This is a genomic window from Enterobacter cloacae complex sp. P38RS (assembly GCF_014930775.1).
GTDB lineage: Bacteria > Pseudomonadota > Gammaproteobacteria > Enterobacterales > Enterobacteriaceae > Enterobacter > Enterobacter bugandensis.
Map to the genome: position 1 here is coordinate 103,148 of NZ_JADBRS010000014.1, position 14,039 is coordinate 117,186.

A 14,039-nucleotide genomic window follows, 5' to 3' on the forward strand; every position below is an offset into this window, starting at 1 on the left:
AACTACTCCGCGTCCTCTTCCATCGGCCTCAAACCGACCTTCCGCACCGCGTTATCTTCTTTTTCTGCCACCGTCCAGATCATCCCGGCAAACTCCACCTGGTCACCCACAACCGGCGCAGCGCCAAGCCGCTGCTGAATGATTTCGCCCAGCGTTTGCGGGTTATCACCGTCTTCTGCACCTTCATCCAGGCCATAAATGAGCGCCACATCCGCAAATTTGGCGCTGGCTTCCAGAATAAAATCGCCGAAGAAACGCTGGTCCAGCGCCACGGGAGGCGACTGGCTGAACAGCTTGCCCAGCGCGGGCAGGTCGCGCTCGCGGCCAATGACGCACAGAATATCCCCTTCGCGCAGGCGGGTGCTGCCAGTCGGGTGCAGCAGGACATTATCGCGGAACAGGGCAGCAATGCGCGTTTCTGTCGGCATGTGCAAATCGCGCAGCGAGGCCCCCACGCACCATTTATCGGCGCTCAGCTGATAGACGAACTGCTCCCACGGGTTTTCCGGGTGAATATCCAGCCCCACGCGGGAGACCGGCCAGCCTACGGGCGGCACCACCACTTTGGCCTTTTTCGCCGCCCACCCGAGCGACGTGCCCTGGAACAGCAGGGAAATCAGCACTACGAAGAACGCCACGTTGAAGAACAGCCGCGCGTTGTCGAGACCGGCCATCATCGGGAACACCGCAAGGATAATCGGCACCGCGCCGCGCAGGCCGACCCAGCTGATAAAGACGCGCTCGCGCAGGTTAAAACCGCGAAACGGCAGCAGGCCTGCAAATACGGAAAGCGGACGGGCGAAAAAGATCATCCACGCCGACAGCAGCAGCGCCGGAACGGCGATCGGCAGCAGGTCCGACGGGGTCACCAGCAGGCCCAGCACCAGGAACATGCCGATTTGCGCCAGCCACGCCAGGCCGTCAAAGTTCTGCAAAATAGCATGACGGTTGCGAATAGGGCGGTTGCCCATCAGGAACCCGCAGAGGTAGACGGCGAGAATACCGCTGCCGTCCAGCGCGGTGGTGACGGCAAAAATGAGAATGCCGCCGCTCAGCGCCAGCAGAGGGTAAAGTCCCGAGGGCAGAGAAATGCGGTTGATCGTCTGCTGTAACAGGTATCCCCCCGCCAGGCCGATGACAATCCCCAGCCCGAACTGCTGCAGAATATGCAGGGCAAACATCCAGCTCAGGCCCGTCTCGTGCTGCTGGATCATCTCTATCAGCGTGATGGTCAGGAACACCGCCATCGGATCGTTACTGCCGGATTCAATCTCAAGCGTTGAGCCAACACGTTCGTTAAGCCCTTTACCCCCAAGCAGGGAAAAGACCGCCGCCGCATCGGTAGAGCCAACGATTGCGCCAATCAGCAAGCCTTCCATGAGATTGAGATTGAAAAGCCAGGCGGCCATCATCCCGGTGAGGCCGGAGGTGATCAACACGCCGACGGTCGCCAGCGACAGCGCAGGCCCTAAGGCCACGCGGAAGGAGCTCGCCTGAGTGCGCATCCCGCCGTCGAGCAGGATCACCGCCAGCGCGAGGTTACTCACCATGTAGGCGAAGGGATAGTTATCGAAGGGGATACCGCCGATGCCGTCAACGCCGGCCAGCATGCCGATGGCCAGGAAAATAACAAGAATGGGTATGCCAAGACGCGATGAAAATGAACTTAATAAAATACTGCTGGTTACAAGTACAGAACCCAAAATGAAAAGGCTGATTATCGCTGCGGCATCCAATGTTCTCTTTCTCCCACCTCAATGTTAACGCTGTTACTAAAACCCTAACATATTAACAACGGCAACAGCGTTTTATTAAGGGGGTTTTTTATGCTTTTATGACCGGATGACCACCGATCGTTAACCGACTGCCCGAAACATCATGTGTAAGCGTCGCCTGCGCGCCCAGCGCAAGGGTAACGGTCTGCTGCTCATGGCCGAAATCCAGACCGGTGATAACCGGAATATCCAGCCTCGAGCGTATGAAATCGACCATCGTTTCCAGGGAGTAGCCCGCATCATAGTCATTCGGGGCAGAGCCGCTGAAGCTGCCCAGCACGATCGCGGACTGGCGATCGAGAATACCGGCATGATAAAGCTGCAATAACATGCGCTCGACGCGGAACGGATGTTCGTTAATATCCTCCAGCACCAGAATGCCGTCCTTGATTTGCGGCATCCACGGCGTGCCGATGAGCGAGACCAGCATCGCCAGGTTACCGCCCCAGAGCTGGCCCTCACATTCCCAGTGCGGTCCATTGCCTTGCCATTCAACGCTGTAGGTGGGATTGCGCAGCGCGCGCCAGAAATGCTCCATTGTGAACGCGTCCAGTTCCGGCGCGCCGAAGTTACCGGCCAGCATCGGGCCGCTAAACGTGATGACGTTATGCAGCGCCAGAAGACCAAGCTGGATGGCGGTGAAATCGCTGTGGCCGCATATCAGCAGCGGATCCTGCTGCTGGCGCTGTGCCAGGCCCTGCCAGTCAATGCTCTCAAGCAGCCTGCTCGCACCATAGCCGCCGCGCACCGTAAGGACTATTCGGTTTTCGCCCTTCAGGTTCACCAGGCTATTGATATCATTTAGCCTCTGCGCTTCTGTTCCGGCAAAACGCTGCTGGCGGCGGGAGATAATTGTCTGATTTTCTACCTGATGGCCGGATTCCAGTAAGCGCTGAACGCCCCGCTGCGCCGCGTCCTGGTTAATACAGTAGCCCGATGGCGCGATGAGATGAAACTGAGACATGGCAATTCCTTGCTGAATGAGAAACTAATTGTCTATATCATGCCGCGTATACGTCGCCTGCTTCAAGGGCGGCGCACCGCGATGACCGGCTATAAGGATAGATGACGTGAAATTGAGATGGTTTGCTTTTTTGATTGTTTTGCTGGCTGGCTGTAGTTCAAAACATGATTATCAAAACCCGCCCTGGAACCCGGAAGTGCCGGTGAAACGGGCCATGCAGTGGATGCCGATCAGTGAAAAAGCCGGGAAGGCATGGGGCGTCAGCCCGCGGCTGATCACCGCCATTATTGCGGTGGAGTCCGGTGGCAATCCTACGCTTGTCAGCAAATCCAACGCGGTGGGGCTGATGCAGCTGAAAGCCTCTACGGCGGGGAGAGAGGTCTACCGCTATATGGGCTGGAGCGGCCAGCCGTCGACCAGCGAGCTGAAGAACCCGGAACGCAACATTTCTATGGGGACCGCTTACCTGAGCATTCTGGAACACGGCGTGCTGAAGGGCATTGAGGATCCGGAAGTGATGCAATACGCGCTGGTGGTCTCGTACGTGAATGGCGCCGGGGCGCTGCTCAGAACCTTCTCCTCTGACCGCAAAGAGGCGATTGAGGAGATCAACGACATGGACAAAGATGAGTTCGTCGAGCATGTGGCGAAAAATCATCCGGCACCGCAGGCGCCTCGCTATATCTGGAAAGTACAGAAAGCGATGGATGCCATGTAAGGCCGCAAACGGGCGGCGCTCGCTGCCCGACTTTTCCTACAGAACCTTATTCGCACGTTCCCGTGCTTCCCGTTCCAGCGAATAGATAATGCGCTGCAGCTCGCGCTCCGCGCCGGGCCCGACGTTCAGAAAACGGAAGCTCAGACGCGGCGTGGTAATCGTTTCATTTTTGCTGTCCACCACCGTGCGCTCGCTGATGGCAATCAGCTGTGCATCGAAATAAAAGCGGCCCCAGCCCGCCATATCCAGTTCTATTTGCGTGAACCGCATGCCTTCTACCAGACCCTCCGGCTTCGGGGTATCCATCAGCGCGCCCATTCCGCCCAGCGACAGGTCAAAGAGACGGAAGCGGATCTCTTTTTTGTCCGGCATTTTAGCCTTACAAAAATAGGCAGGATGAAGCGGGGCGCTGATGCGGAAATATTCACGGCGCTGGACAAACCAGAGATTGCCTGGAAGGAGGGTAACAAAAGCCGGAAGTCCCTGGTATTCGCTCAATTCCAGATGCGGCAGGACAAATTCCACTTTGGCCCCATGGGTTTCGGCCATGACCACGATATTCTCTGCTTTCAGCGCCGCGCGGTTTTCATACTCCAGGCTGCCCAGGTCAATAACCAGCCTCTCCTGCGAGACGTCAAGGATCTTGCTGATAAATTGATTATTCGACCAGCTGATGCGCAGCGGCACTTCGCCTTTTTGCAGGTCGCGTAATACCCCTAATACAGCCAGCGGATTTTGCTTGAGGAACTGCTCACTGTAATGACTCACGCCGGATGGCTCCTTGATTGATGACAGACTGTCTTAGTGTTATCGGCAATCCACCCTCAAACTTAATACAAACCGGTGAGATTTTTTTACCGTTGTCCGCAGGATAAGTCGGTGAGACGAAACTGGTTTTCCGGTGATGACCTATACTTAAGTTAGCTGTGCAGAAGGTTTTCTGTACATGCGTTTAATCTGCAAGAGGGCATTGCTATGGGTATCATCGCCTGGATTATCTTTGGCCTTATTGCCGGCGCTATCGCAAAACTGATCATGCCGGGAAACGATGGCGGCGGCTTTATTTTGACCTGCGTACTCGGGGTCGTTGGTGCGGTTGTAGGCGGCTGGCTGGCGACGATGTTTGGTTTTGGTGGTGACATCAGTGGTTTCGACATGCACAGTTTCCTGGTCGCTGTCGTGGGAGCCATTGTCGTGCTGGGCATATTCAGATTACTGCGACGAGCATAAAATGACAGAACGGCTCTCTGCGGAGGGCCGTTTTTTTTGCCGCTATATTGATTTGCTAATCTAAATGATAATAATTGTCGTTCCGTATTGCATGTAATAACAAGACGACATTATGAACTCCTCACGTTTTACGTTATGCACCCTGGCGGGTGCCGTCACGCTGGCATTGCAGGTCCAGGCTTTCGCCGAAGAATCAACCATTGTCGTCACGGGCTCAGAGCAGGGCAGCGCGCTGCCGGCCTGGACCAACAGCGCCACCAAATCGGCCGTTGCCGAAAGTAAAACGCCGCAGGTTATCAACACGCTCTCTGCGCCGGAGATCGAAAAGCGTCACGCGAACTCCGTGAATGAAATCCTGCGCTATGCCCCAGGCGTCTCAACCGAGGTGCGGGGGAATACCTCCTATATGAGCGAATACAAAATTCGTGGCTTTACCGTCGATCAGGAGTTTTACAACGGACTGCAGCTACCCTATAACGTCACCGGTAACACCAAGGCGCGCATCGATCCGCTGTTAATAGAGAGCGTCGATATTCTGAAAGGGCCTTCATCGGTGCTTTACGGCGGCGGTTCGCCGGGCGGGCTGGTAAATATTCAAAGCAAAATGCCGCAGCGGGAAGCCCGAACCGAGGTCGGTTTTAACACCGGGAACCGTAATCTGAAAGAAGGCTACCTCGATTCGACCGGACAAATTGCCGACAGCGACTGGAATTACCGCCTGCTGGGTAAGGCGACGGAGAATGACGATCAGCCGCACACCAGCCGCTATGAAAATTATCTGGTCGCCCCGTCCGTTACATGGCAACCCGACGGTAAAACCCGCCTCACCCTGGATGCGCTGGCGCAAAACTCCCCGAGCCTGACGCCGTCTAACCCGCTGCCGCTCGCTTATCTGCGGTCCAAATATGCCGATCGCCAGGATTACGCCGGAGATGAGTGGAGCGGGTTTAAGCAGCGGCAGTGGATGCTGGGCTACAGCTTCGAACACGAGTTTGACAGCGGCTGGGGCTTTAATCAGAAAGCGCGCTATTTCGACGTCGATACCCACCAGAACAGCGTCTACGCGACGGGAACGGGAAGTGAGGTCTATCAGCTTAACCGCTTTGCCTATACCACCGATGAAGATCTTAAGAGCTTCAACATCGACAACCAGGTGACTAAAACCGTTGCGCTGGGCGAATGGAAACACCATCTGCTGGCCGGGTTTGACTATCAGAGGCTGAACTCCCATTTCCACTACCGCTACGCGTCGACTACGCCGGGCATGGATATGCGTAATCCGGACTATTCGCAAATCCACGAAAGCGCGCTGGGACTCTACACCGCCCAGAAAAACCGTCTCAGCTACCAGCAGAACGGGTACTACCTGCAGGATCAGGTGGAATTTGGCGGCTTAAGTCTGTTGGGCAGCCTGCGCTACGACGATTACCGCTCCGTCACCACCGATTACCTGCAAAACGGCGATAAGGCCTGGGTATCGCAGGATCGCGTTACCAAACGCCTGGGGGCGCTTTACGCCTTCGATAACGGTATTTCGCCGTTTATCAGCTATTCAGAAGGTTTTGCACCGGTCTCGCCGCAGGGGACGCTCACGGCGAAAGACGTCAAGCCAACCACCAGCAAGCAGGTTGAAGGCGGGGTAAAATATCTGCTGGCAGAGTACGCCACGACGTTTACCGCCTCGGTGTTTAACATCCGGCAGAAAAACGTCGTCACCTCCGACCCGGGCTTCCTGAACTACCGTCAGACTGGTGAAGTGGAATCCAAAGGCGCGGAGCTCTCCGCCATCAGCCGCCCGACGGACAACCTGACGCTGATTGCCAACTATGCCTACACCCACGTAATTAATACCGAAGATGATAAATACCAGGGCAAGCGTCCTACTCAGGTGCCGGAAAATGCGTTCAACCTGTGGGGGGACTACACCTTCGAGAGCACGCCGCTGAAGGGGCTGATGCTGGGCGCCGGGGCGCGCTATACCGGGCCGATGGAGATTTCACCGTCTAACGATGCGGGTAAGCTGGGGGGCACCACGCAGTACGATCTGGCGGCGTCGTACCGGATGGGCGAAATTCTGCCTTCGCTGGCGGGGCTGATGCTTAAGGCAAGTATGCAGAACATCACCAATAAAGAGACGCTGACCTGCTACGATGCGACTAACTGCTGGATTGGGCGTGACAGGACGTATCAGCTAGGGGCGAGTTACAGCTTCTAAATCCCTGTGAGTTCAAAATGAAGGCCGGGTAAGGCGTAGCCATCACCCGGCAATACTCCCTTACTGCGCCGCAGCTTTCACCGGCGCAGCCTCATCGTTCGCCGCAGGCTGATTTTCCGGCACGCTGTCGCACGGTTTCTCTTTCGGACAAACCAGATCCAGCATTTTCAGCGTCACGCCGTTACTCCAGCCGAACCCATCCTGGAGCGGATATTCACCGCCGCCACCGCCGGTACCGGTAGAAGAGACATCATACTTCTCCACCAGCTTCTTCTCGCGATCATAAGTGTGCTGAACGTTCTTCAGGAAGCGCCAGGTCACGTCCATTGCAACCTTATCCTGCCCATAGTTCTGCAACCCTTCCGTTGCCACCCACTGCAGCGGTGCCCAGCCGTTTGGCGCATCCCACTGCTGGCCGCTGTTGATTGTGGTCGTGGTAATACCGCCCGGCTTCAACAGGCGCGCGGAGGTGGCCGCGGCCACTTTATCGGCGCGATCCTGTGCCGCCGCCTTCACGTAGAGCGGGAAGAGGGCCGCCGCCGTGAGCTGGTTGCGCACCTTCTTACTCTTGAGATCGTAATCGGCGTACCAGCCCTCTTTATCGTTCCACAGGTGGCGCTCAATGGCTTTTTGACGCGCGGTGGCTAATGCCTCGTATTTACTCGCCGCCGCGCTGTCGCCCGCCTCCTGGCCTGCTCGCGCGAGCAGTTTTTCCATTTTAAACATCAGGGCGTTCAGATCGACGGGCACAATGCTGGTGGTGCGGATGGTGCCGAGCTTTTGCGGGTCGTCCATCCAGCGGGAGCTAAAGTCCCACCCCGAGGCCGCTGCGGAGCGCAAATCGCGGTAGATTTCCGTCGCAGGCCGGTTAGGGTTGCTCTTCGCCGTGGTGATATCGTCAAGCCAGGACTCCGGGCGCGGGGTATCGCGATCGTCCCAGTAGCGGTTGAGTACGGAACCGTCATCGAGCTTCACCACGCGCTGGTTAGCCTGCCCTGGCTGAAGGCTTTCTACACCCTCCATCCAGTAGGTGTACTCTTTCTCCATTTGTGGACGGTATTTTTTCAGCGCGTCTTTGTCATGCGTCGCCAGCAGCTCAACCATCAGTGAGAAGAACGGCGGCTGGGAGCGGCTCAGGTAGTAGCTGCGGTTGCCGTTGGGGATATGGCCGAAGGTATCAATCTCATACGCAAAGTTATCCACCATATCGCTGATTTTGTCCCAGTGGCCGCTCTCCGCCAGGCCCAGCATGGTGAAATAGCTATCCCAGTAGTAGACCTCGCGGAAGCGCCCGCCGGGCACAACGTAAGGTTTCGGTAACGGCAGCAGGGAATCCCATTTGTTACTGGCTTTATCCGTGGTGCGCGTCAGCACAGGCCAGAGGTCGTCAATGTGCTCACGTAAGCTTTGTCCCGCAGGCGGCACATATTTTTCACCTTCCGCAGGCAGCGTGAAGTTCATCTCCACAAAGTGGCGCAGGTCAAAGCTTGTCTGGGTGTGCTGCATCCGGTAATCCGCCAGAATCATCAGCGGGTCGCTTTTGGGAACGGCATCGGCAAAGGTTTTCTGATCGGGAAACAGTTTGGCACTCTGCACGTCGTTAAACAGAGGGCCAAGCAAAATATCGGGTGAATTTTTCTGGTAGGCTGGTTGTTCTTCAGCATAACTCATCGTTGCCACACCAAGCAGCGCGCCTCCCAGCGCGAGGTGCAAAAGAGCAGGGCGTAAAGTACGAGGTCTTATCATCGGTTCGTCTCCTGTATTCCTGAGCAGCGTGACCGCTGTTATCAATCACCTGAAAACCTTAGACGAATATTGCCCGCTTCGCGTGTTGAATATCCCATTTTGCGCAGAACCAGACAATTTACCGCTTCGCACGCCCTGTCCGGAAGGATTTGTTGTGCAACAAAAAAAATAATAGAACCCAAAAGGCTATGTAGTCGAAATGGCGATGCTCCCTATTTGCGTATCCACTTTTATAATCAGGATGAATTTTATGAAATTAAAAAAACGGTAATACTGATAAGTGCATTTTATTCCGGCGCTTAGACAGCAGCAGGCGGCCGCCGCGCAGGCACCACCCGCCGTTGTTATGCAGTCCGAAGAGCCGGTGAGCAAAGCCGAACCGCCAAAGCTGACGCTTTCAGGGTTTGGCGATATTAAATTTTATGGTGACGTGGAGTTTAATATGGATGCCGCCAGTAAAACAGGCAGTCTGACCCCCATTAATCAAAGCACTAATAGCGACCGGGCGCCGGGATATAAATAACGCTGGGATATTAACGGGCGTAATTTATGAGGTTTTGATGGTTATCGAAAAATGGATAACGGCAATTTTGCCGGATTTTCCGTTCAGCCTCTCGGCGGGAAAATGTATCTCGATGATGCGGTATTCTTCTTCGGTTCTGTGAACGACGGGGAAATTAAAGTCGGACGATCTCTACAGCGACGGCTACGGGTTTACTATGACCTGGGACGGGCTTAAAACCGATCCGGAGAACGGCGTGGTCATGAACCTCAACACCGCTTACCTGGACGCGAAGGGCGAGTACGATATTCATACCATCCATACGATCTGATCCCGAACGTCATGAAGATGAAAATCTTCAATATCTATCTGGGCGCGTATGCGTCCTGGGTCAACGCTTCCCCGAAAGCGGGCGATAAGAAAAACGACGATCGCTACGGTGGCCGCGTGCGCTTTAAATACTCTTTCTGATGCCAGCCTGCCGGTCAGACCTCTTCCGGGGCCTGGCCGGCTTCCCGCAGCGTGCCCGGCGCATGGCCAATGATGCGCTTAAAGGCCCGGCTAAAGGCCGCCAGCGATCCGTAACCCAGCCGCAAGGCGACCGTTTCAATCGGCTGATTTTCGTGACGAATGTACTGAATCGCCAGCCGCATTCTCAGTTCGCTGAGATACTTTGCCGGGGTCGTCCCCGTCGCGGCCAGAAACCGTTCGGCAAACACGGAGCGTGAGGTGCCCGCTTCTTTCGCCAGATCCGCCACGCTCCAGTTCAGGCCAGGCTGCTGGTGCATGGCGTAAATGGCCCGGCTCAGGCGCGGGTCGCGTAAAACCTGCACCCAGCCGGTAGCTTTACCGCAGCCGCCCTCAACCCAGCCGCGCACAATTAACGCCGCCACCACATCAGCCAGCCGGGCAAGGATCCCGGCGAACCCGGCCTGACGGGTCATGGATTCTCGCTCCATCGCCGCCAGTAGCGGATGAATTTCCGGCCAGGTGGACATCAGCCGGCTGACCATCATCACTTCCGGCATTGCTTTGATCAGCGGCTGCATCCCGCCGAGCTCAAAATCCATACACCCGCTAAAGATGATGGTGTTCTCGCTCTCCGGACAAGGCTCGCAGGTAATGGCGCACACCGAGCCGCAGATAGGTTCGCTCGGAAAAGCGTTCACCGGGGTAATGGCTGCCTGCGCGTCAGAGAGCAGGGCGTGGGCATTCCCGCCAGGAATAAACAGCGCGTCGCCGCCGCTCAGTTCGAAGGTCGCACCGCTCTCCATACGCAGCAGGGCGCTACCGTGGCTCACAAAATGGAACTGCGCCTTACCGGGCGCCTGGTGGAACGCCACGCCAAACGGCGCGCTGGCTTCAATCCGTCGGTATTTCACACCCGACAGGCGCATGCCGCGTAAGAGTTCGCTGATCAAATCGGGGGACTGAACGGTCATGGCGCAACTCCGGACGAATAATCAATAAGTGGAGATTATATGTCATAGATCGTCCACGGTGAACCCTCTATGCTTTTGCGACAGTTGTCACATTTTTATAACGGGAGAACAACAGATGAATTCATGTGTCGTGGCGAGAGAGGCCGTGGCGCCAGCCAGACCCGCCTGGCGGGCCGTCTATTCACTGGGGCTGGGCGTGTTTGGGTTGATAACGGCTGAGTTCCTGCCAGCCAGTTTGCTGACGCCGATGGCCGCGAGTCTGGGCGTCAGCGAGGGCATGGCCGGGCAGGCCGTCACCGCCACCGCGCTGGTGGCACTGGTCACCGGGCTTCTGATTACGCCGGCGACCAAAAGTATCGACCGTCGCTGGGTACTGATGTTTTTCTCCGTGCTGCAAATCATCTCCAGCCTGCTGGTAGCCTTTGCGCCTACGCTGCACGTCCTGCTGATGGGGCGCCTGCTGTTAGGGGTCGCCATCGGTGGCTTCTGGGCGATGTCGACGGCCACCACGATGCGCCTGGTTCCGACGGATAAAGTACCGAAGGCGCTGGCGGTGATTTTCTCCAGCGTGTCGATTGCCACCGTGGTTGCTGCCCCGCTAGGGAGTTATCTGGGTAGCCTGATCGGCTGGCGCAACGTCTTTGTGCTCTGCATACTGCCGAGCGTACTGGCGCTGCTGTGGCAGATCTGGGTGCTGCCGTCCATGAAGCCCGAGAGCAGCGGTAGCCTCAGCACGCTGTTCCGCGTGCTGCGTCGACCGGGCATGATCGGCGGCATGCTGGCCACTATTCTGATCTTCAGCGGCCATTTCGCCTTCTTTACCTACCTGCGCCCGTTCCTGGAAACGGTGGGGCAGGCGAACGTTGAGACCATTTCACTGATCCTGCTGGGCTTTGGGCTGGCGAACTTTGTCGGTACTTCCGTTGCCGGACATCTGCTGGCACGTAATCTGCGCCTGACGCTGGCGCTGGTGCCGTTCGCCATGGGCATACTGGCGCTGACGATGGTGGCGTTTGGCCATCTGGCAATGCTGGACGGTTTCCTGGTGGCGCTGTGGGGCTTTGCGTTTGGTCTGGTTCCGGTGGGCTGGTCAACCTGGCTTGCCACCACCGTTCCGGATGAAGCCGAAAGTGCAGGGGGGCTGCTGGTGGCCTCAATCCAGCTGGCGATAAGCGCCGGTGCGGCCGGGGGCGGGGCGGTATTTGACCTTAACGGTGCCAGCGGCGTATTCGCCGGAAGCGGGTTCCTGCTGGTGACGGCGATGGTGATTGTGTTGATGGGCGTGAAAGTGAAAGCGGAATGATTTTTTGCCGGGTGAGCGTTCGCGCCACCCGGCTCCAGGCTTACAGCCCTTTCTTATCCATTAGCACCGCCAGATCCACCAGGCGGTTAGAGAAGCCCCACTCGTTGTCATACCACGCCAGGATCTTCACCATGTTCCCGCCAATCACCAGCGTGGAAAGCCCGTCGATAATGGAGGAGCGCGGGTCGCCCTGGTAGTCGCTGGAGACCAGCGGTTCATCGCTATAGCCCAGGATCCCTTTCAGAGGCCCGCTGGCGGCCGCGTTGCGGAACGCCTCATTCACCTCTTCGGCGGTTACGCTACGGCTGAGCGTTACCGTTAAATCCACAATCGACACCACCGGCACCGGCACGCGCAGGGAGTACCCGGTCAGCTTGCCGTCCAGGGAGGGGATCACTTTGCCCAGCGCTTTCGCCGCGCCGCTGGAGTAAGGCACAATCGACAGCGCCGCCGCGCGTGCGCCGCGCAGATCTTTTTCCGGCTGGTCGTGCAGCGCCTGGCTGTTGGTGTAGGCGTGCGTCGTGTTCATCAGACCATGCTCGATCCCGAACTGCTGATGCAGCACCTGAGCCGCCGGCGCCAGACCGTTAGTGGTACAGCTCCCGTTACTGACGACCACGTGCTGAGCCGGGTCGTAGCGATCGTGGTTCACTCCCATCACAACCGTCAGATCGTCATTTTTGCCGGGCGCGGAGATGATGACGCGCTTTGCGCCACCCTGCGTGACGTGCACCGCCGCTTTTTCCCGATCGGTAAAGAAGCCGGTGGCCTCAATTACCACGTCAACACCAGCATCGCGCCACGGAATATTTGCCGGATCGCGTTCGCTAAACACCACAATCCGCTGACCGTCCACCTGCAGCGCGCCGTCAGCCGCTTCAACGGGCGCGGGCAGTTTGCCCAGAAGGGAATCATGTTTCAGCAGGTGGGCGAGGGTTTTACTGTCCGTCAGATCGTTAATGGCCACAATCTGAAGATCCGGGTTACCCAGCGCCGCGCGTAGGAAATTACGTCCGATACGGCCGAAACCGTTAATACCGACCTTAACCATGGTGCACTCCTTATCTCTGTTGTCTGGAGTCACTGTAGGCGCGGGGCCGGTTGGCGTAAACGACAAAAAAGGATCAGATTACGCCATCTTGCGGCAGTGGAAGCGCTGGCGGTACTCGCCTGGCGTGAGGTGGAGCTGTTTCTCAAACACGCGGCGCAGGTTAATGCTGGTGCCAAACCCGCTTTGTTCGGCAACCCGCTCAAGGGGATCATGGGTCTGCTCAAGCAGCTGTCGGGCGGCGGCCAGGCGCGCTTCCGTCACGTAACGGGCAGGCGAGACGCCCGCGTCGCGGGTAAAAACCCGGGTGAAATTGCGCGGGCTCATCGCCACCATTTCGGCCAAATTTTCCACGCACAGGTCGGCGGTGAGGTTCTGCAGGATCCAGGTTTGCAGTTCGCTGATAGGCCCCGATGCGCCAGACTGCTGCAGGCTATAGCGGCTGAACTGCAGCTGTCCGCCGGGGCGACGCAGATACATCACCATATCCTGCGCCACGTCGCGGGCGAGGGTAAATCCGTAGTCGTCTTCCACCAGCGCCAGGGTCAGATCGAACCCGGAACTCACGCCGCCGGAGGTCCAGATGGGGCCATCCTGAATATACAGCGGGCCGCCTTCGACGTGGATAGCCGGGTACTGGGCTTGCATCGTCTCCAGCAGCCGCCAGTGGGTGGTTGCGCGGCGGCCGTCCAGCAAGCCGGTCTGGGCAAGCAGCATCGCGCCCCCGCAAATGGAGGCGACTCGCCGGGCGTGCGGGGCAGCGAGGTGCAGCCAGTCCACCACCGCCGTGCTCTCCTGCTCGTTGATCCCGCGTCCGGTGATGATAATGGTGTCCAGCGGTTCGCGCGGATCCAGCTCCGGCAGGCGATAGTCCGCCAGCAGGTTCAGGCCAGACTGGCCGTGGATCACCTGGTGGGGCTGCGTGGTGGCAATGATGATACGGTAGCGGGGCTGGGTAAGCCCTTCCGGATGCAGCCGGTTGGCCTGCATCAGAATGTCGGCGATACCGGCGGCCTCAAACAGCATGCCGCCGTCAGGTACGATAATTAATATTTTCTTCATGTCCTGAAAAGTACATTTACCACAGAATAAGTCA

Annotated in this window: 11 protein-coding genes and 1 pseudogene; 5 read left to right on the plus strand and 7 right to left on the minus strand. The window is 57.5% G+C overall.

Translation table 11 applies throughout. The features are described from left to right. Positions 1–2: 2 nt before the first annotated feature. On the minus strand, positions 3–1,736 hold the full coding sequence (locus tag IM303_RS16320; RefSeq protein ID WP_041909504.1) for a potassium/proton antiporter: 1,734 nt from the start codon (positions 1,734–1,736) through the stop codon (positions 3–5). Between the two features lie 88 nt (positions 1,737–1,824). Further along, positions 1,825–2,739, minus strand: a complete 915-nt coding sequence (gene ldcA, locus IM303_RS16325; RefSeq protein ID WP_193360085.1) for a muramoyltetrapeptide carboxypeptidase — start codon at positions 2,737–2,739, stop codon at positions 1,825–1,827. A gap of 106 nt (positions 2,740–2,845) precedes the next feature. Between ldcA and emtA the strand changes: the two genes are divergently transcribed. After that, on the plus strand, positions 2,846–3,457 hold the full coding sequence (gene emtA / locus IM303_RS16330; RefSeq protein WP_028013510.1) for a membrane-bound lytic murein transglycosylase EmtA: 612 nt from the start codon (positions 2,846–2,848) through the stop codon (positions 3,455–3,457). Between the two features lie 36 nt (positions 3,458–3,493). On the opposite strand, the gene IM303_RS16335 is transcribed toward emtA, so the two are convergent. After that, positions 3,494–4,225, minus strand: a complete 732-nt coding sequence (locus tag IM303_RS16335) for a flagellar brake protein (protein WP_193360086.1) — start codon at positions 4,223–4,225, stop codon at positions 3,494–3,496. Positions 4,226–4,432: 207 nt separating this feature from the next. Here IM303_RS16335 and IM303_RS16340 point away from each other — a divergent pair, with 207 nt between their 5' ends. Together IM303_RS16340 and IM303_RS16345 are read left to right on the plus strand one after the other, a co-directional pair. Then, positions 4,433–4,687 carry a GlsB/YeaQ/YmgE family stress response membrane protein gene (locus tag IM303_RS16340; protein WP_028013508.1) on the plus strand — a complete coding sequence of 85 codons (255 nt, stop codon included), beginning with the start codon at positions 4,433–4,435 and terminating at the stop codon, positions 4,685–4,687. A gap of 112 nt (positions 4,688–4,799) precedes the next feature. Next, entirely contained in the window at positions 4,800–6,902 is a 2,103-nt protein-coding gene (locus tag IM303_RS16345) for a TonB-dependent siderophore receptor (protein WP_193360087.1), read from the plus strand. 60 nt (positions 6,903–6,962) lie between these two features. Here IM303_RS16345 and IM303_RS16350 read toward each other — a convergent pair whose 3' ends face one another. Next, positions 6,963–8,648, minus strand: a complete 1,686-nt coding sequence (locus IM303_RS16350; protein ID WP_193052214.1) for an alpha,alpha-trehalase — start codon at positions 8,646–8,648, stop codon at positions 6,963–6,965. A gap of 280 nt (positions 8,649–8,928) precedes the next feature. On the opposite strand from IM303_RS16350, the pseudogene IM303_RS16355 reads away from it, so the two are divergent. Further along, positions 8,929–9,621 (plus strand): annotated as a pseudogene (locus IM303_RS16355) (carbohydrate porin). Positions 9,622–9,635: 14 nt separating this feature from the next. Here the strand turns inward: IM303_RS16355 and IM303_RS16360 are convergent. After that, a complete protein-coding gene (locus tag IM303_RS16360; protein ID WP_028013503.1) occupies positions 9,636–10,592 on the minus strand; it encodes an AraC family transcriptional regulator in 957 nt (318 codons plus the stop codon). A 115-nt stretch (positions 10,593–10,707) separates the two neighbouring features. Here IM303_RS16360 and IM303_RS16365 point away from each other — a divergent pair, with 115 nt between their 5' ends. Next, positions 10,708–11,895, plus strand: coding sequence for an MFS transporter (locus IM303_RS16365; RefSeq protein WP_045260284.1), 1,188 nt, complete (start codon positions 10,708–10,710; stop codon positions 11,893–11,895). Between the two features lie 40 nt (positions 11,896–11,935). On the opposite strand, the gene gap is transcribed toward IM303_RS16365, so the two are convergent. Then, positions 11,936–12,946 carry a type I glyceraldehyde-3-phosphate dehydrogenase gene (gene gap / locus IM303_RS16370; protein WP_048998685.1) on the minus strand — a complete coding sequence of 337 codons (1,011 nt, stop codon included), beginning with the start codon at positions 12,944–12,946 and terminating at the stop codon, positions 11,936–11,938. Between the two features lie 78 nt (positions 12,947–13,024). Beyond that, positions 13,025–14,005 carry a GlxA family transcriptional regulator gene (locus IM303_RS16375; RefSeq protein ID WP_048998687.1) on the minus strand — a complete coding sequence of 327 codons (981 nt, stop codon included), beginning with the start codon at positions 14,003–14,005 and terminating at the stop codon, positions 13,025–13,027. Between the last annotated feature and the right edge of the window lie 34 nt (positions 14,006–14,039).